Raw genomic sequence first — 15,892 nt, forward strand, 5'->3', positions numbered from 1 at the left:
TGTATCCAGTGCCGTGTTTTTTTATCGGTTGGTTTGTTGCTATCAGTTGAAAAGTTGGATAATCAATGGTTTTTTCATTCTGGATTTCTTCATTAATTTGATAAGTGTTTTAGTTATCCTCATTTTGAAAAACAAGTGTTTTATTTTCTGTTATAGCAATCAAATGTATTTTTAATAGGTTTTATGATAAAATATAAGCATTACAAAAGAATTTGTATTAGTACAGTTTTTTCAAAAAGTTATAACAATAAAAAAGCAATAAGGGGATACCTATGAGCATGACGAAGCATGATCAAATTTTAGCACACATCGAGTCATTGCCAGTTGGAGATAAGATATCTGTTCGAGGCATTGCTAAAATGTTAGGTGTAAGTGAAGGAACCGCCTATCGGGCAATTAAAGAAGCGGAAAACGTTGGTCTTGTATCAACCATTCAACGTGTTGGAACGATTAGAATTGAAAAAAAAACAAAAGAAAATATAAAAAATTTAACGTTTAAAGAGATTGTAAAAATTATTGATGGTGATGTGTTAGCTGGAAAAAAAGGATTAAAGAAGCCATTAGATAAATTTATTATTGGTGCGATGACGGAAAAAAGTATGTTGCGCTACATCACGCCAGGCGCACTGATGATTGTTGGTGATAGAGAAGGCGTCCAAAGGCTGGCACTGAATAATGGTGCGGCGGTACTATTAACGGGTGGATTTGACGTAACTAAAGAGATTATAGCACTTGCAGATAAAGTCGAAATGCCTATATTAAGAACATCACATGATACCTTTACTGTGGGGACGTTAATTAACCGTGCGATTAGTGATCAAATGATTAAAAAGGATATTGTGTTAGTAGAAGACATCCAAACACCTGAAGATGAGACAAGTTATATGACCACAAAAGATACGGTGGAAGATTACTTCAAACTAGTTGAGCAAACAGGCTATACACGTTTTCCAGTGGTTAATAAGTCAAACCGTCTTGTAGGGATGGTAACGACCAAAGATGTGGCTGATAAATCTTTAACGCAGTCTATCGAAAAGGTGATGACAAAAGATCCACGGCATGCAAAAGCCCATATGAGTGTGGCAAGTATTGGCCACCAAATGATATGGGATGGCTTAGAAATTATCCCAGTGGTGGAGGATGATTTGACTCTTGTTGGCATCATCTCAAGGCAAGATGTGATGCGTACTGTTCAATCTGCTCAAAAACAACCACAAGCGGCACATAAACTGACTGATCATATTACTAATCAAATTGTTGAAAAAGAATTGCCAGAAAGTGGTGATGCAGTCTTTACTTTTGTTGTAACACCTCAAATGGTTAATAATTTAGGAACGCTATCATTTGGTGTGCTAAATCAAATTATATCTAGTGTGGTCCGTTCAACTATGCTCTCACGTTACAACTTTCATTCAGTCATTGAGCAGAGTAGTTTATATTATTTTAAATTAATACAAATGGATAGTGAAATTGAAATACGTACACAAGTTATCGAAGTGGGAAGACGTTCTGGAAAAGTTGAAGTGAGCGTATTTAAAGATAATATTGTTTCTGCTAAGGCGATTGCAGTATGTCAATTGATGGATCCAATTTAGGAGGAAAATAATGCCAATTAGTCAAGAAATTTTAGAAGAAATAAAAAAATATAAAACGATTATGATCCATAGACATCAAAGTCCAGACCCAGACGCATTAGGCTCACAAGGTGGTTTGGGTGAAATTTTAAAAGCAAGTTTTCCTGAAAAAAATATTTACTTAGTTGGTGGACCTGTACATGATTTAGATTATTTAGTCACAATGGATGACGTGAGTGATGAGATGTATAAAGATGCTCTTGTTATTGTAACAGATACAGCAAACGAGCCGAGAATTAGTGGTGAACAATATGCTTTAGGAAAAAAAATAATCAAAATAGACCATCATCCAGATGATGAGCCTTATGGTGATTTATCATGGGTTGAGACGACTGCTAGTAGCACAAGTGAAATCATTTTTGATTTTTATGATGCACATAAAGATGAGTTGAAAATGACTGACAATGCAGCTAGATTACTTTATGCAGGGATTATAGGAGATACTGGACGATTTTTATATCCAGCGACAACTTCTCATACATTATGGGTAGCTAGCCAATTAACGAGTTACTCATTTGATGCTGCAAAGTTAAGTCGTTATATGGATGAAGTAGACGAAAAAATATCAAGATTGTCAGGGTATATTTATGAAAACATGATTTCTGATGAAAATGGTGCAGCTATGGTGTTGTTAACTCAAGAAGCACTGAAAAAATTTGATGTGGTTGATTCTGAAACTCCAGCGATTATTCCTTTACCAGGTAAAATTCGTGGAATATTGTCATGGGCGATTTTTGTTGAACAACGAGAGGGCTTCTTTAGAGTTCGTTTAAGAAGTAAGGGACCTGTTATTAATGGCATTGCTAAACGTCATCATGGCGGAGGCCATCCTTTAGCTAGTGGTGCTAATGCCAAAGACATGGATGAAGTAGAAGAGATGTTCCAAGAAATTAAAACAATTGTTAGTGAATATAAAATAAAATAAGCATATAAACTCTAAATACTTAGATAGATAATCTTCTAGGTTTTTAGAGTTTTTTTTACTTAATTAATAACAAAATATAAAAAAGGTTGTATTTGTGAGTTAAATCACTTATGATGAAAAGGAATTTATTTAAAAAAGGAGAGTTATATGAAGAAAAGTTTGTATGGTATGTGTTTAATGTCAACTGCTTTGTTGTTAGCAGCTTGTGGTGGGAGTGGTGAGTCTACTAAGAATAGTGCTACAAAAGAAAAAACAGAACAAACACAAAATGAAGAGAATCAAGAAACCTATGTTTATGAGAGAAATGGGCATGAATATGAAGTTGATACTGTGTCTGGTGCAACAACAGGTGAATACTCAGGAACTGAATATAAAGGTGAAGAAAAACAAGAGAAAATGTTTTGGTCAGGTCGGCCAGAAGTCGGGACTTTAAAGGGAGACTACTATACGGGTACGATTGATTTTGAAGATGGCTATATTGGTACAGCAGATGTTGTAATGGATGGTGATAAGTTATTATTGGTTGAGTTTGATGAGCGCGGTCCAGATGATTATTATTCAGAAACATGGGCAGGACAAACAAAAAGAACATCAGGTTATGCCAATTTCCAAGCCCAAAATGACCGTACCAATGTGACGTTAGTTACCATTGTTAATGGAATGACGATACTTGAAGATCAGATGTTAAAAAATAATAGTTTAACAGGAGATTTTGTGAGTGTAAAAGGCTCATCTAATAGTGTGCGCCGAGGATTTATTCCTCTAGCTGAAAAAATTGATAAGGAAACTAAAAACGGCTCCAACTTATCTTATCAATCAGTGACAAAAGATTTAGGTGCTGGATTATTTGCGCGCCTTATTATCATAACGGATAAAGAGAGTGGAAAAATAACAGAAGCTAAGTATAATGAATTTTTTGCAGATACAAAAGATGACATAAAAAATAAAGAAGATCAGCAGTTTTATCGTCAAAGTAAGTATGATTCAATCACGTATGCTAAAGAATCTGGAGTAGATTTTAAAAAGATTTCAGATGAATTAACAGAAAAAATTGTTAAAGATCAATCCTTAGGTGTCGCACCAAGTGATGATGCTATTAAGAATCATTATGATAGTGTGGCAACAGATATGAAAGAATTATTAAAATAAAAAAACGTAAAAATAAGAAAATCTTATTTTTACGCTTTTGAATTTAACCAATATTTTTTTCAGAAACTAGCTGTTGACCATAATCACCTGAATAGCTATCAACTACTTGGAAATCTTGTTTTTCCCAGAAACGAGTAGCACGTTTATCTTCTTCGACGAAAGATAGACGTATTTTTTTTGTTCCAGTATCTGATACTGTTTTTTCTAAAGCATTATATAATTCTTGGGCAAGTTTTGAACCTCTGTATTCTTCTGCTAATACAAAGTATCCTAGAGTACCTGTTTCTTTTTGAGGAAAATCTTCAACCCAGTCAATAAATCCCATTAATCTGTCACGATCAAAAATACCGTAGACATATTTTTGAGAAGGTGATGTTTTGGGTGGCAATTCAGTAAAGAAATTTTTTACCTGTTGTTCAGTTGGTTCAACAGTAAGATAATCAGTAAAATAGTCTTTGGTACTTAATAAAAATTCTTTAAAAATAGCTAAGTCTGCTTCGTTGTTTCCATCAAGTAATCTAATGTGAATAGAAGGAAAATCAATCGTATTAAAATGCTTCATAAAATATATACCTCTTTCTATCTGTATGGGAACAGTTATTACTACCTAAGAATAGCGTATATTTTGATTAAATAAAAGGTGTTATCGATAAAAAAATAGAAATGATGTTGGAGAGTTGATTTTTTGAAAAGAGAAAAAAATACTTTGCGAAACGATGATAAGCAAGTATAATAAAACAGAACGTTTTTGCGTTACAACTTGAAACAATTAATTAAGAAAGAGAAGTGAGACTAATGGGACGTAAATGGGCTAATATCGTAGCTAAAAAAACAGCTAAAGATGCAAACAACAGTAAAGTTTATGCCAAATTTGGAATTGAAATTTATGCAGCAGCAAAATCAGGTGATCCAGATCCGCACTCTAATCAAAAACTTCGTTTCGTTATTGATCGCGCAAAAACATACAATGTACCAAAACATATTATTGATCGCGCTATAGAAAAAGCAAAAGGATCAGGAGATGAAAATTATTCTGAGTTACGTTATGAAGGCTTTGGGCCAAATGGTTCAATGGTCATTGTTGATACATTGACAAATAACGTGAATCGTACAGCAGCAGATGTTCGTGCGGCATTTGGTAAAAATGGCGGAAATATGGGCGTATCAGGTGCTGTAGCCTATATGTTTGATAACACAGCTATTTTTGGGTTTAAAGGTGACGATGTTGATGAGATATTTGAATATTTATTGGAAAAAGATATTGAGGTAAAAGATGTCTTTGAAGAAGAAGACCAAATCATCGTTTATGGAGAATCAAGTGATTTTCATGCGATTCAAGAAGCGCTGAAAGAAAAAGGAATAACTGAATTTTCAGTAGCTGAAATCCAAATGTTGGCCCAAAATGAAGTAGAATTATCTGAAGATGATCTAGCTCAATTTGAAAAAATGATTGATGCTTTAGATGAATTAGAAGATGTTCAACAAATATTTCACAATGTTGATATGGATTAATTAAAAAAGTCAGAAGATTAACTTTTCTTCTGACTTTTTTTTCGTCTACTACCGACTGATTTCTGATTTTGTTGTGAGATTGGCTCATTGTCTTCATCTGTGTCTTTTACACGAAGTTCAAGTGAGTAGGGCTCTTTGTAGATAATACCATCTTTTTCGTATGACCCACCACTCACAAAAACGCCAAGAGGAACGAGTGAATCGGCTTCCTCATTAATTTTTATTGTCGCAACTTCTTCTAAATCTTTGTAACTACTACCTATAAGTAGTGTTCCTTTTGATATTTTATAAAATGGAATTAGGGTGTAGCTCTCTAGTTCATAAGCGTAGTCATTTAACTTAGTTGCTTTAATATAATTTTTGTCAATCAAATCATGAATGACAGTATCAATCACTTGATCGCTATCATCATTTAAAGTTAACGTTAAGAGTTTCCCTTGAATTTTTGGAGTGGTTGAATTGGTTTGCACTGTTTCGTCAAACGTTGCATCTTCAGGAACAATATTTTCAATTAGATTGGTAACATCCCATTTGACTTTTTGGTTTTTGAAATAGTAGATAAAGTTCAAAACGATAAAATAAGTTAGAACTATAAAAAGCAATAGGTATAGAGACATTCTCAAATAATTTCCATTTTGAAAATACCCTTTTACAATACGTAAGAGGTAAAGGGTCGGAAAAACACTTAGCACAGTTAATATTTTATTTTGTAATCTTGGGTTGATATTTAAGTAATTCAAAAATTTGGTGATGTTACTTAAAATCAGTGTTAAAAAAGCATCCATTAGCTATTCCCCCCAGTGGCAGTTTTATGTTCATTGGTTTTTGGGGAAACCTGGGTATCTGGAGTAACCGTATCGTCTGTCTTTTCAGCATCATTTTGAACACTATTTGATTGTTGCTGTTCTGAAGAAGGTGTATTGTTTTCCACAGATGATTGACTTTGATTTGTTTTCGATTCTCTACTATCTTGTTCTTGATTTTTTTCACTGTCATTAGTAGCCGTATTTTCAGTGTTTTGAATCATACTATTGGTTGTTTCATTGTAGTTGCTATCTTTGGTCGTTTCTGTTTGATGATTGGTTGTTTGTGTTGTCGTTTCCGTTGTTGATGTATCTGTTTTTTTGGTTTTATAATTACTCCCATCAACCACTGCTGTAGTTGCGCTAATCCCTAAAGCAATACTAAAAATAGCGATAGGCTTTAAAAAGGGAGCAACAATTTTTTTATCTTTTGCCATACATAATCTCCCCTCATTAGTATAAATCTTATTAATCCTGTTTAATTATATCAAATTTATAACATATTAAAAAATGATGTTTCTTCCTTTCGATATATTTAAACTATTTTTAATATCCATTATCTTAATTTAATTATAAAGCTTGCTATTTATTTGAAAAATATGGTAAACTTTTCATACAGTGAAGATTACGTTAAGTGTAGGAACCATCTGAAAAGATGATTCCTGCACTTTTTTTTCGCTAATTTTTAAGAAAAGAGGAAAAATAATGGCATCAGAAAAAAGATTACCAATGAATAAAAAGGAAGGGTTACTTTATGGTATAGTCATTTGTGGTATTTCAGCGACTACGATGTGTTTTTATAACTTATATTTGGGATTTGGAGAAATTAATCAAGACATGTTACTAACGTTTGTTAAAAGTTTACCACTGTTTTTCGTGATAGCGATGCTATTAGAAAATTTTGTGGTTAGTCATTTTGCCCATCATTTGGTCCATAAATTTAGTCATGATGAGGATAGTTTTAATGCTAAATTATTGTTTACTATTTTGTTTACTGTACTAGGAATGTCATTTTTTATGACGTTTATTGGGGATATTGTTGGTCATGGATTAGTCGTAAACAGTGCCACATTAAGTCGATTTGTTATGGCGTGGCCGAGAAATTTTGGTGTTGTTTTAGCCCTTGAACTATTGGTTGCTCAGCCAGTTGCTAGAAAAGTAATGGTAATGATTCACACAAAAAATATAGAAGACAATGTAGAATATGATTAAATGATAACTTTGATGGAGACATCAGAGTTATTTTTTTATGGTATAATTTGTAAAAATCAAGGTCATAAAAGTGGAGGATTATATGATTAAACCAAAAAGATTGCGACGAGGAGACAAAGTAGCTGTTGTTAGTTTGTCAAAAGGGTTATTGGGTGAGGCGTTTATTCAACATAATTTAGATATAGGAAAGAAACGCTTAGAGGATTGGGGGTTAGAAGTTATCTTTATGCCACATACGTTGAAAGGACTTGATTATGTAGCGAAACATCCTGAAAAACGAGCAGACGATTTAATACAAGCGTTTGAGGATGATGCGATTAAGGGAATTATTTGTGCTATTGGAGGGGATGATACCTACAGAACAATTCCATACTTGATGGAGAGCACGAAGTTTAAAGACCTTGTCGTTTCAAAACCTAAAATATTTACAGGATTTTCTGATACGACAATTAATCACTTGATGTTTTATAAACTGGGGTTGACGACATACTACGGGATGGCTTATATTCCAGATTTAGGTGAGATAAGTGAAACAATGCTACCTTACACGGAGCATTATTTTAATTACTATATTGAAAATAGTTCAAACTATGAGGTGATTAAACCTAGTGACACTTGGTATGATGAACGATTGGATTTTTCTGTTAATGCCCTAGGAACAGAAAGGGTTAGTTATAAAGATAAAAAAGGGTATGAATTATTGCAAGGTGAGGCTATTTTTGAAGGAAAATTATTAGGTGGTTGTATTGATAGTTTATATGATATGTTGACACCAAAAACTCATTTAGATGAACCACAAGTGATTGAGCATTACGATATTTTTCCTGATTTAACCACATGGCAAGATAAAATTTTATTTATTGAAACATCAGAAGTAAAAGAGTCACCAAAAGTATTTGAAGAGATGCTTACATTGTTAAAAAGTAAAGGGATATTGGATGTCGTTAATGGCATAATTGTTGGAAAACCGCAAGATGAAGTGTTTTATGAAGAATATAAACAAGCATTAACTAAAGTTGTTGATAATAAAAATATTCCGATTATTTATAATGTTAATTTTGGTCATGCGACGCCACGCTGTGTTTTGCCATATGGTGTTTGTGTCAGAGTAGATAGTGTTAATCAAGAGATTAGATTTTTAGAGCCTGTATTTGATGAGGGAGCTAGAAATGGAAAATAGATTAATAGATGTATCAACTGTATATCATTCAGCCTTACATTTATTTCCTTACTGGACAAAAGAAACATTAGAAAAGTGGGAGACGTCTTATGTAGAGATGATGGAAAAAACTCTTTTAATGGAACCCTTATCTGATTTTTATAAAGAATTAAGTCACTTTTCAGCAACTTTAAATGATGGTCATACATTGATTTATTTACCTAAAGAGGTTCAACAACCTAATGTATATCCAATCGTTTTTGACGTTGTCGAGGGGAATTTAGTCATTACGCAAGCAACGAAAGAGTATCAAAAGTACCTCTATAAACCGATTGCTAAGATGGACTCTCAATCAACTACTTCATTTTTAAACAGTGTAAAATCGTCTATCTGGTACGAAAATCAACAAGTATCTTTGGTTTATTATCAGAAGTACTTATCATTTTTTCATCCAAAACAGTTGTCACTCACTTTTGAAACAGGTGATTTGATACAAGTATATCCTCAAGAACAAGTAACATTTGTTGACAATCAACAGCAGAAAAATAATGTGGTAGAGACTGGTTCAATCGTAATCAGAGAGGAGGATAATAAAGTCATTATCAAATTGAATCATTTTCTAGATGAAGAGGTAGTCACAACTTTTTATGATTACATGGATTTATATAAAAAAGCAGATACCATCATCTTTGATGTTAGAGGAAATATGGGAGGAAATTCTGGGTTTGCTAATGAAATTTGTTCAGCTTTTTACACAGCTCCTTTTGAAACAGAATTATCCTTTCATCAAGTCCTTGATGCCGAATTATATGCTTCTGGTACACAATTTTACTATCATCAAGATATGATTGGAGAGAATCAATATATTCAGACGTTGAATCATCAATACTATAATCAAAAAATTGATCTATCTGAAGAGTCGCCTTATCAAGGCTTATTAGCAGAAAAAAGCGTGATTATTTTGCAAAATAGACAGACGTATTCTTCGGCAGAAAATTTTGTGATGAATTTTTGTGATAGACCTAAGACTTGTGTTATTGGAACTTATTCAGCAGGATCGACAGGTCAGCCGGCTCTAATACCTCTTAAAACAGGTGGGACGTTTATGGTGACAGCAAAAGGAGTTAAAATTCCGAATGGAAAAAACCATCACAATAGTGGTATTAAACCAGATATCATGATGGAAGAGACATTGAAAGAGAAATTAAGAGGTGAGGACAGATTACTCGACTATGCATTGCAAACTACTGTTTAGTTTTAAGTAGTTCTAAAGCGTATTGTAAATCAACATCTTCTGTTAAATGCTCAGGTGTCCAAGGAACATAAATATCAGGAGCGACTCCTTTACTTAGCATACCAAGACCCTCATCTACAAGAGATGTTTTAGATGTTGGATACATGAGAGTGAACAATGGGTATTCTTGGAAGCAACAATTGGCATAATCAAGAATTCCTAATGTGTTTCTTCCAAGAGTTGTTACTTTGTTAGATTCTTTGACTAAATTGACAAAACTATCACCACTGGAACCACAATAAACATCTGTTAATACAATAATTGATGAGGGTGACGAGGTACCATGAACGGTATAATCAAGCACAGGACTATCAGTAAACGGAATAAATCCTGTTTGATTTTTCTCTATGTGGTGTTTAAAAAAATCTAATTCTGATTGAATGAATTGTCTAGATACATCATCTAACTCTTCAGACTCTAAAAAAGGTTGAAAAGCCTTTTGACGTAAATCGTAGTTTCGTTGTGTTACGTTATAGTACATCAATTCGTTTGGCTTATTTAAATCATCTAATTTAAAAGTTTGTTTAAACAAATAACTGAGTAAAGGAAAATAACTCATGTCACTCCCACCGTTATTAATACGGACATCAATAATTAAAGAATCAATTCTATCTAGTAAGTGTTTATTATCATGAATTAATGCTGAAATAGGCTGTTCAGCATAAAAATCACTTAAAACCATGTACCCAGTTTTTTCATCTAGCAACTCAAAAGAATAAACACTTTTTTTGGGGCATATGTCTTGTTCTTTTGGTGTTTCGATGACGTCACCATTAGATAGAGTAAGCTGATTGGATTTTCCTAATAAATAAGTAAAATTTTGTCTTTCAGGTACAGAATCAAGAATAGCTTCATTATCTTTTGCAATCTCAGAAATAGCTTGGTTGTCAATTTTAATGATTTCTTGTCCAATAACTAAGGGACAACTTTCTGAAAATAACTCCGAAACATAAAGCTTATCGTTGAATCGTCGTGTTAAAAAAGTGATTTTAGGGATATCCATCGTTGGTTCAATTAAGGTTAGATGAGCATCTTTATAGCTTTTTAAAAAGTCCATTGTGGCATAATAAAAGTCTTTATCAGAAGTAATTGAGGACACTTTTTCTAAGTAGTCACTTTTTGCTTCTTGCTGTGGTAATTCTTTGCAACCAGAGTAGTCATTACTCACTAGGCTAATAATATCTTCGGCAATTTTTTCGTAGTTCATATGAGACACCTCGCTTATAAGTTATAATAAGTTTACCAAATATTTCATTAAAAGTATGTATATTACGAAAAAGGAGTGACGAATTTGGCATATTATTGTCAGTGTTTATGCGAAAAAGTTAACTATGATGTCACATTAAGTAATTTAGATTTTAGTATTTGTCACTGTTCTATGTGTCGAAAAAATACTGGTGGGACAGGTTTTTCATATTTTTATACAGATTCTCAGCCTAATTTTTCTTCAAATGATTTTATATCAATTTATAATGGTCAAAATATTGCGGAAAGAGCATTTTGTAATCAATGTGGAACATTACTATATTATCGACATGTTGAAAGTAATGGATATTGTATTCCAATAGGGATAGTAGAAAAGTTACCAGAAGACAACGTAAAACTAGTTTCCGAATGGTATTATCAAGATAAACCAAGCTATTATGATTATAAGGAAGAAACAAAAAAATATTAAAAAGGAGAACTAAAAATGACGTGGAGAGAAAATCGAATTAAATCAGCACAAAATGGTACGAATCCAATGTTGGTAAAAGAGATGACTGGAGGTTTTTTAGTGTTTGGAGATGTTCAGTTTTTACCAGGATATTGTGTACTATTACCAAAAAGAGAGGTAAATTCATTAAATGATTTGTCATTAAAAGAAAGAGAAGATTTTCTAGTGGACATGTCGATAGTGGGAGATGCCTTACTAAGTGTATGTGGAGCTACTAGAGTAAACTACGATATTTTAGGAAATACAGATAATTATCTACATGCTCATATTTTTCCTAGATATGATTGGGAAAAGGACGAGAGACGTAAGATGCCTGTTTGGTTGTATGATAAATCAAATTGGGGTAACCCAGACACAGCCTATCGAGAAGAAAAACATGGCGATATTCGCTCAAGAATAAAAAATTATTTAGAAAAAGAAAACTAAACATCTTTATCTAAGTAATCGACAGACTTTTCGAAAAGTACTAATAAAAGAGAGAATAAAAGAATTGTTTGAACTGAAAGAGAAACAGACTCGACAAAATAATCCGTAATCATTAAAGAGATGATATTTTGACAAAGCATTAAAAAGAGAGACTCTTTCTTAATGACTAAGTGGAAAAGTATATCTATCAAAAAATCAATAGCTAATGATACGATAAAAAATAATATTAAATTACTAGGATGTAAATAGGTGGCACCAAGTAATTTCAATGCCCCTGAAAAAATTAAAGAGATAGTGATTAATGGCATACTAATAATAACTACAAGAATCAGTTGTTTCATAAAGTGGCCTGCCTTCTCAATTATATTTTTTGATAAAAATACTGTATTCTTTTTCATAGTCTTATATTACAATTAAAGCAACCAGTAAAAAAAAGGGTGCGGTTATGTTTAAAGTATCAAATTTTTGGGACAATGATGATGTTGTTGTTAAAAATGAATTAGGGGCGTTTAAAGTAATTGAGTATGTTAAAGACTTGAGTTTGACACCACAAGAAGCTCAAACAGCCTATTTTTCAAGTAAGATGAATGTGAGAAAACGTCAAGTAATTTGTGATGTCGCACAAACGAATATCACATTACAAGCTGGTGCCATGCAGTGGGTAGTTGGAGACGTCAGTGCAACAACCGGTGTAAAAGGCGTAGGTGATTTTTTTAGTAAAACGGTTCGAGGTGCGGTGACGAAGGAATCTGCGATTAAGCCTGAATATACAGGTAAAGGATTACTTGTACTTGAACCAACATATAAATATATTATATTACTTGATGTCTCACAGTGGGATAATTCAATCGTACTTGATGATGGATTATTCTTAGCGTGTGACTCCAAATTGAAGCATAAAGCTATCATGCGTTCTAATTTTTCATCAGCTGTTGCAGGAAATGAAGGGTTATTTAATTTAAATATAACAGGCAACGGGATTCTGTGTTTAGAATCTCCAACACCACATGAAGAATTAATTGAAATTGAGTTACAAGATGATGTGTTAAAAGTAGATGGTAATATGGCGATTGCTTGGAGTGGCTCGTTAGATTTTACTGTTGAGCGTTCAGGAAAAAGTTTGATGGGATCAGCCGTTTCGGGCGAAGGTCTTGTCAATGTTTATCGAGGAAGTGGAAAAGTACTACTAGCACCAGTTGGGTAAACTAAACAGGAAAGCATGATTAGGTGCTTTCCTGTTTGTCTATAAAAGAATTAATAACTTGAGACAATTCTAAATACGTGTTTTTGTTTAATTCATGTGCTCCATTAGGCACAATATATAAATCAGATGTTGAAATGAGTGAGTGGATTTGTTTAGTAGACTTTATATTAACCGTATCTTTTTCTCCACAAACTACAAGTGAAGGGAGATTAATTCGTTTTAAAGATTCCGTTAAGTCTATATTAATAGACGAAGTTAGTTGTATCATTTGTTTCTTAGATAATCCGATAGTATCAAATTTTTTTTGGGGAAAAATCATAAAAAGTAATGATTGAAAAACGACTATCATTTTAGGGATAGGTTTATAAATGGCTCCAGCAATAATAATCCCCTTTAAGTGAGGATGAGTTGATCTGCAAGTGTACATCAGAGCCAGCATACCTCCCAATGATAAACCACACAGATAGTACGGTTCTGTTATGTCGTCAAGTTGTTTCGATATGGTTGAATAGATGGTTTCAATAGTGACATCTGACTGATAATCAATCGCTGTAAATAAGGAAATAATTTGACTATCAGCATCAATACATGTCGTAACTTTTTCCCAGTCTTCTTTAGTTTGACCTAGGCCGTGTAAAATAATCAGTTTTGTCATATAGGCACGCTATATATCAATTTTTTATTATACTCAATGTATTTTACAGAGTAGGTTATAATTAATCGAGTTAATTTTTTCATGGTAGGGAATAGTCCTAGGCCTATTGCACAAAGAAAAATACTAGCAATAGATTGAAACATAGAAAAATTTTGTAATTGTGTCACGTTGGCTATCACTAATAACATAGGAGATATAGTAAATGCTCCTATAATTATCCAAAAACTAGCTATAATAGCATATAGAGCTATTGCAAATCCCATTACTACAACTAAATTAAAAAAAATTAAGCTTATTAAAGCAAACCAATTCGTTTTCATTTTTTAACACCCCTTTTATAAAAGGATACCAGATTAGTTAGATTTTATAATGGGACTTAAGAAGTATTTTTAATATTTCAAAAAGATAGTCAATTTGTATGTTTATTTTACTTTTTAAACTTCAAGTCATTATAGACTATTTTGAATAATGAATTAGATAGTTAGCACCTATTAATACAAGTGAAACTATCAAACGAATGACTATATGGCTGGGTGTTAATCGATTTAAAATAATCATACCATTGAGGATCGCTGCGATAAAAATAATAATAACACCCACATATAACAGGCGATAGTCTTTAATGTAAAGTAGAAGGCATAATGCCCCAACTAGATTAATAATAAAGATTATAGGGTGTTCTGAAAAGACAATCACTTTTATTGTAGCTAATGCCATTAAAAGACCGTATAACATAGATATAATGGATAAAACATATTCCATAAAAATACACCTCCTTTTTAATATAATTCATTAAATCACAGGTGGTGTACCGCACAGCAAGGTTTTTTTAAGGAGGAATTTATTTTATGTACATTGGAGAGTTTATCCAAATGTTTGAGACAACTAGAGAAACGGTGAGGTATTATATTGACGAGGGACTTTTAACACCGAAAAAGCAAGATGGAAAGTATTATTTTACTGATATAGAAATGTCTGATTTCAAAAATATTAGAGAATTACGTGACATGGGACTGTCAATTAGAGTGTTGAGGGAAATTAAAAAAAATAGAAAAGACTGTGGTAGCGTAGCACAATGGGAGTCGAATCTTCAAATTATTGAAGACGAGTTAGAAAGGGTAGGTACACAATTAGATACTTTAGCTAAGCAAAAGAAAGCATTAGAGAATGTTTCGAGTCAGTTGAAGGTGGTATTGGATGACAATTAGTGAGAGAGAACCAAAAAAAATGGAAGAATTTTTAGAAATAACTCAACTTTTAAATAAAGATAATATTACACCTTTATTGATGGGGTCCCTGGGATTAGAATTTGTTACAAAAAAAGATTGGCATGCTAGAGATATTGATATTCATGTCAAAGGTGATCCTAGAGGATGGGATGCACCAGATGAAGAAAGAATTTATGAATGGGACACGATAAAAACAGTGATGGAAAGTTTAGATTATCAATTAACTGATCTCCATGAACATGAGTTCATTAAAGGAGATACATCAGTGGAGTATGGATCAATTGATACATTACCTAGTTTTGCTGGTGTATCATTTAATGAACTAGAGTACGAAATTGTAGACGGAGTTGAATTTTATGTTCCATCATTAAAAGCTTTTTATAAAATTTACTTGGCATCTAGTAAAGATAGTTATCGAGCAGATAATAATAATCAGAAAGATTTTCAAAAAATTAATTATTTGAAGGAACAATTAGAAAAAGAATAATGGGATTATACGTTAAGATATCTTTCAATTAAATTCTGGAGGATAATAAAATGAAAAATGAATTAGGCTTTGCTGTTATTAATCTCCTAATCGTGTTAATGATTGCTTTTTTAGTCATTTATTCAATGTCTAGTTTAGTTATAGCCTGTAAGAATTTTAAAAAGTTTGATGAATTACAGAAAAAAGCACTCTATGAATCATTTGCGATTAGTTTTTTAGTAATATTGATCGTTCATTTATTACAGGTATTAGGAAGTTTGTGGTTACCATATCCGTACTCTAAATTTTTACAATTTATAATCAGTACGGGTGATTCTAAAGGGGTTATTCTGACAAATACTCCACTTGTTAGATTGGATAGCTTTGCGTTTGATTCAATTGTTTTCGGGGTGACTTATTACATTAAGCAAAAGATATATGGATTAGATTAAAAATAGGATAAACGTGCTTATTAAACAAATTATAGATATCAATTGATTAATAAACTAT

21 protein-coding genes are annotated in these 15,892 nt (G+C 32.5%); 13 read left to right on the forward strand and 8 right to left on the reverse strand.

Going from position 1 to position 15,892, the window contains the following annotated elements:
• Positions 1-278: 278 nt before the first annotated feature.
• The 3 genes from JNUCC83_RS00625 to JNUCC83_RS00635 all read left to right on the forward strand — a co-directional run bounded on the left by JNUCC83_RS00625 (position 279) and on the right by JNUCC83_RS00635 (position 3,708).
• Positions 279-1,595 carry a DRTGG domain-containing protein gene (locus JNUCC83_RS00625; protein WP_454460337.1) on the forward strand — a complete coding sequence of 439 codons (1,317 nt, stop codon included), beginning with the start codon at positions 279-281 and terminating at the stop codon, positions 1,593-1,595.
• A 10-nt stretch (positions 1,596-1,605) separates the two neighbouring features.
• Complete coding sequence (locus tag JNUCC83_RS00630; protein ID WP_454460338.1) at positions 1,606-2,559, forward strand: DHH family phosphoesterase; 954 nt, start codon at positions 1,606-1,608, stop codon at positions 2,557-2,559.
• Between the two features lie 147 nt (positions 2,560-2,706).
• Complete coding sequence (locus tag JNUCC83_RS00635) at positions 2,707-3,708, forward strand: hypothetical protein (RefSeq protein WP_454460339.1); 1,002 nt, start codon at positions 2,707-2,709, stop codon at positions 3,706-3,708.
• Positions 3,709-3,751: 43 nt separating this feature from the next.
• Here JNUCC83_RS00635 and JNUCC83_RS00640 read toward each other — a convergent pair whose 3' ends face one another.
• Positions 3,752-4,270, reverse strand: a complete 519-nt coding sequence (locus JNUCC83_RS00640; protein WP_454460340.1) for a GNAT family N-acetyltransferase — start codon at positions 4,268-4,270, stop codon at positions 3,752-3,754.
• Positions 4,271-4,503: 233 nt separating this feature from the next.
• On the opposite strand from JNUCC83_RS00640, the gene JNUCC83_RS00645 reads away from it, so the two are divergent.
• On the forward strand, positions 4,504-5,220 hold the full coding sequence (locus JNUCC83_RS00645) for a YebC/PmpR family DNA-binding transcriptional regulator (RefSeq protein ID WP_125957239.1): 717 nt from the start codon (positions 4,504-4,506) through the stop codon (positions 5,218-5,220).
• Between the two features lie 17 nt (positions 5,221-5,237).
• Here JNUCC83_RS00645 and JNUCC83_RS00650 read toward each other — a convergent pair whose 3' ends face one another.
• Complete coding sequence (locus tag JNUCC83_RS00650; RefSeq protein ID WP_454460341.1) at positions 5,238-6,005, reverse strand: DUF6681 family protein; 768 nt, start codon at positions 6,003-6,005, stop codon at positions 5,238-5,240.
• The gene (locus JNUCC83_RS00655; RefSeq protein WP_454460342.1) at positions 6,005-6,460 is read right to left on the reverse strand and encodes a hypothetical protein; all 456 of its coding nucleotides are present in this window, start codon (positions 6,458-6,460) and stop codon (positions 6,005-6,007) included. Before JNUCC83_RS00655 ends, JNUCC83_RS00650 begins: the two co-directional genes overlap by 1 nt.
• Positions 6,461-6,728: 268 nt before the next feature.
• On the opposite strand from JNUCC83_RS00655, the gene JNUCC83_RS00660 reads away from it, so the two are divergent.
• The 3 genes from JNUCC83_RS00660 (at position 6,729) to JNUCC83_RS00670 (ending at position 9,649) form a co-directional block, all read left to right on the forward strand.
• Entirely contained in the window at positions 6,729-7,235 is a 507-nt protein-coding gene (locus JNUCC83_RS00660) for a DUF2798 domain-containing protein (RefSeq protein ID WP_454460343.1), read from the forward strand.
• Between the two features lie 82 nt (positions 7,236-7,317).
• On the forward strand, positions 7,318-8,415 hold the full coding sequence (locus JNUCC83_RS00665; RefSeq protein ID WP_454460344.1) for a S66 family peptidase: 1,098 nt from the start codon (positions 7,318-7,320) through the stop codon (positions 8,413-8,415).
• Positions 8,405-9,649, forward strand: a complete 1,245-nt coding sequence (locus tag JNUCC83_RS00670) for a S41 family peptidase (RefSeq protein WP_454460345.1) — start codon at positions 8,405-8,407, stop codon at positions 9,647-9,649. Before JNUCC83_RS00665 ends, JNUCC83_RS00670 begins: the two co-directional genes overlap by 11 nt.
• Here the strand turns inward: JNUCC83_RS00670 and JNUCC83_RS00675 are convergent.
• Positions 9,639-10,895, reverse strand: a complete 1,257-nt coding sequence (locus tag JNUCC83_RS00675) for a S41 family peptidase (RefSeq protein ID WP_454460346.1) — start codon at positions 10,893-10,895, stop codon at positions 9,639-9,641. The two genes, JNUCC83_RS00670 and JNUCC83_RS00675, sit on opposite strands and share 11 nt — an antisense overlap.
• Before the next feature lie 84 nt (positions 10,896-10,979).
• On the opposite strand from JNUCC83_RS00675, the gene JNUCC83_RS00680 reads away from it, so the two are divergent.
• Entirely contained in the window at positions 10,980-11,363 is a 384-nt protein-coding gene (locus JNUCC83_RS00680; RefSeq protein ID WP_454460347.1) for a GFA family protein, read from the forward strand.
• Positions 11,364-11,378: 15 nt separating this feature from the next.
• Positions 11,379-11,828, forward strand: coding sequence for an HIT family protein (locus JNUCC83_RS00685; protein WP_454460348.1), 450 nt, complete (start codon positions 11,379-11,381; stop codon positions 11,826-11,828).
• Here the strand turns inward: JNUCC83_RS00685 and JNUCC83_RS00690 are convergent.
• Positions 11,825-12,169 (reverse strand): YrvL family regulatory protein, encoded by a 345-nt coding sequence (locus JNUCC83_RS00690; protein WP_454460349.1) that lies wholly within the window; start codon positions 12,167-12,169, stop codon positions 11,825-11,827. The genes JNUCC83_RS00685 and JNUCC83_RS00690 overlap by 4 nt on opposite strands.
• Before the next feature lie 104 nt (positions 12,170-12,273).
• On the opposite strand from JNUCC83_RS00690, the gene JNUCC83_RS00695 reads away from it, so the two are divergent.
• The gene (locus JNUCC83_RS00695) at positions 12,274-13,032 is read left to right on the forward strand and encodes an AIM24 family protein (protein ID WP_454460350.1); all 759 of its coding nucleotides are present in this window, start codon (positions 12,274-12,276) and stop codon (positions 13,030-13,032) included.
• A gap of 19 nt (positions 13,033-13,051) precedes the next feature.
• Here the strand turns inward: JNUCC83_RS00695 and JNUCC83_RS00700 are convergent, their stop codons facing one another.
• From JNUCC83_RS00700 to JNUCC83_RS00710, 3 genes are all read right to left on the reverse strand, one after another.
• Positions 13,052-13,687 carry an alpha/beta fold hydrolase gene (locus JNUCC83_RS00700; RefSeq protein WP_454460351.1) on the reverse strand — a complete coding sequence of 212 codons (636 nt, stop codon included), beginning with the start codon at positions 13,685-13,687 and terminating at the stop codon, positions 13,052-13,054.
• Positions 13,684-14,007 (reverse strand): DUF1700 domain-containing protein, encoded by a 324-nt coding sequence (locus tag JNUCC83_RS00705; RefSeq protein WP_454460352.1) that lies wholly within the window; start codon positions 14,005-14,007, stop codon positions 13,684-13,686. Before JNUCC83_RS00705 ends, JNUCC83_RS00700 begins: the two co-directional genes overlap by 4 nt.
• A 136-nt stretch (positions 14,008-14,143) precedes the next feature.
• Positions 14,144-14,449, reverse strand: coding sequence for a hypothetical protein (locus tag JNUCC83_RS00710; protein ID WP_454460353.1), 306 nt, complete (start codon positions 14,447-14,449; stop codon positions 14,144-14,146).
• Positions 14,450-14,535: 86 nt separating this feature from the next.
• Here JNUCC83_RS00710 and JNUCC83_RS00715 point away from each other — a divergent pair, with 86 nt between their 5' ends.
• From JNUCC83_RS00715 to JNUCC83_RS00725, 3 genes are read left to right on the forward strand one after another with little or no spacing between them, the layout of a single operon-like run.
• Positions 14,536-14,895 carry a MerR family transcriptional regulator gene (locus JNUCC83_RS00715; protein ID WP_454460354.1) on the forward strand — a complete coding sequence of 120 codons (360 nt, stop codon included), beginning with the start codon at positions 14,536-14,538 and terminating at the stop codon, positions 14,893-14,895.
• Entirely contained in the window at positions 14,885-15,403 is a 519-nt protein-coding gene (locus tag JNUCC83_RS00720) for a phosphoribosylanthranilate isomerase (RefSeq protein WP_454460355.1), read from the forward strand. The genes JNUCC83_RS00715 and JNUCC83_RS00720 overlap by 11 nt, the downstream gene beginning before the upstream one ends.
• A gap of 50 nt (positions 15,404-15,453) precedes the next feature.
• Entirely contained in the window at positions 15,454-15,834 is a 381-nt protein-coding gene (locus JNUCC83_RS00725) for a hypothetical protein (protein WP_454460356.1), read from the forward strand.
• Positions 15,835-15,892: the final 58 nt, after the last annotated feature.

Source organism: Vagococcus sp. JNUCC 83 (assembly GCF_053667615.1).

What these genes read in the sequence shown, in the direction of transcription:
- JNUCC83_RS00625 (WP_454460337.1), top strand. Translation starts at nt 279, where the DNA reads ATGACGAAGCATGATCAAATTTTAGCACACATCGAGTCATTGCCAGTT.
- JNUCC83_RS00630 (WP_454460338.1), top strand. Translation starts at nt 1,606, where the DNA reads ATGCCAATTAGTCAAGAAATTTTAGAAGAAATAAAAAAATATAAAACG.
- JNUCC83_RS00635 (WP_454460339.1), top strand. Translation starts at nt 2,707, where the DNA reads ATGAAGAAAAGTTTGTATGGTATGTGTTTAATGTCAACTGCTTTGTTG.
- JNUCC83_RS00640 (WP_454460340.1), bottom strand. Translation starts at nt 4,270, where the DNA reads ATGAAGCATTTTAATACGATTGATTTTCCTTCTATTCACATTAGATTA.
- JNUCC83_RS00645 (WP_125957239.1), top strand. Translation starts at nt 4,504, where the DNA reads ATGGGACGTAAATGGGCTAATATCGTAGCTAAAAAAACAGCTAAAGAT.
- JNUCC83_RS00650 (WP_454460341.1), bottom strand. Translation starts at nt 6,005, where the DNA reads ATGGATGCTTTTTTAACACTGATTTTAAGTAACATCACCAAATTTTTG.
- JNUCC83_RS00655 (WP_454460342.1), bottom strand. Translation starts at nt 6,460, where the DNA reads ATGGCAAAAGATAAAAAAATTGTTGCTCCCTTTTTAAAGCCTATCGCT.
- JNUCC83_RS00660 (WP_454460343.1), top strand. Translation starts at nt 6,729, where the DNA reads ATGGCATCAGAAAAAAGATTACCAATGAATAAAAAGGAAGGGTTACTT.
- JNUCC83_RS00665 (WP_454460344.1), top strand. Translation starts at nt 7,318, where the DNA reads ATGATTAAACCAAAAAGATTGCGACGAGGAGACAAAGTAGCTGTTGTT.
- JNUCC83_RS00670 (WP_454460345.1), top strand. Translation starts at nt 8,405, where the DNA reads ATGGAAAATAGATTAATAGATGTATCAACTGTATATCATTCAGCCTTA.
- JNUCC83_RS00675 (WP_454460346.1), bottom strand. Translation starts at nt 10,895, where the DNA reads ATGAACTACGAAAAAATTGCCGAAGATATTATTAGCCTAGTGAGTAAT.
- JNUCC83_RS00685 (WP_454460348.1), top strand. Translation starts at nt 11,379, where the DNA reads ATGACGTGGAGAGAAAATCGAATTAAATCAGCACAAAATGGTACGAAT.
- JNUCC83_RS00690 (WP_454460349.1), bottom strand. Translation starts at nt 12,169, where the DNA reads ATGAAACAACTGATTCTTGTAGTTATTATTAGTATGCCATTAATCACT.
- JNUCC83_RS00695 (WP_454460350.1), top strand. Translation starts at nt 12,274, where the DNA reads ATGTTTAAAGTATCAAATTTTTGGGACAATGATGATGTTGTTGTTAAA.
- JNUCC83_RS00700 (WP_454460351.1), bottom strand. Translation starts at nt 13,687, where the DNA reads ATGACAAAACTGATTATTTTACACGGCCTAGGTCAAACTAAAGAAGAC.
- JNUCC83_RS00705 (WP_454460352.1), bottom strand. Translation starts at nt 14,007, where the DNA reads ATGAAAACGAATTGGTTTGCTTTAATAAGCTTAATTTTTTTTAATTTA.
- JNUCC83_RS00710 (WP_454460353.1), bottom strand. Translation starts at nt 14,449, where the DNA reads ATGGAATATGTTTTATCCATTATATCTATGTTATACGGTCTTTTAATG.
- JNUCC83_RS00715 (WP_454460354.1), top strand. Translation starts at nt 14,536, where the DNA reads ATGTACATTGGAGAGTTTATCCAAATGTTTGAGACAACTAGAGAAACG.
- JNUCC83_RS00720 (WP_454460355.1), top strand. Translation starts at nt 14,885, where the DNA reads ATGACAATTAGTGAGAGAGAACCAAAAAAAATGGAAGAATTTTTAGAA.
- JNUCC83_RS00725 (WP_454460356.1), top strand. Translation starts at nt 15,454, where the DNA reads ATGAAAAATGAATTAGGCTTTGCTGTTATTAATCTCCTAATCGTGTTA.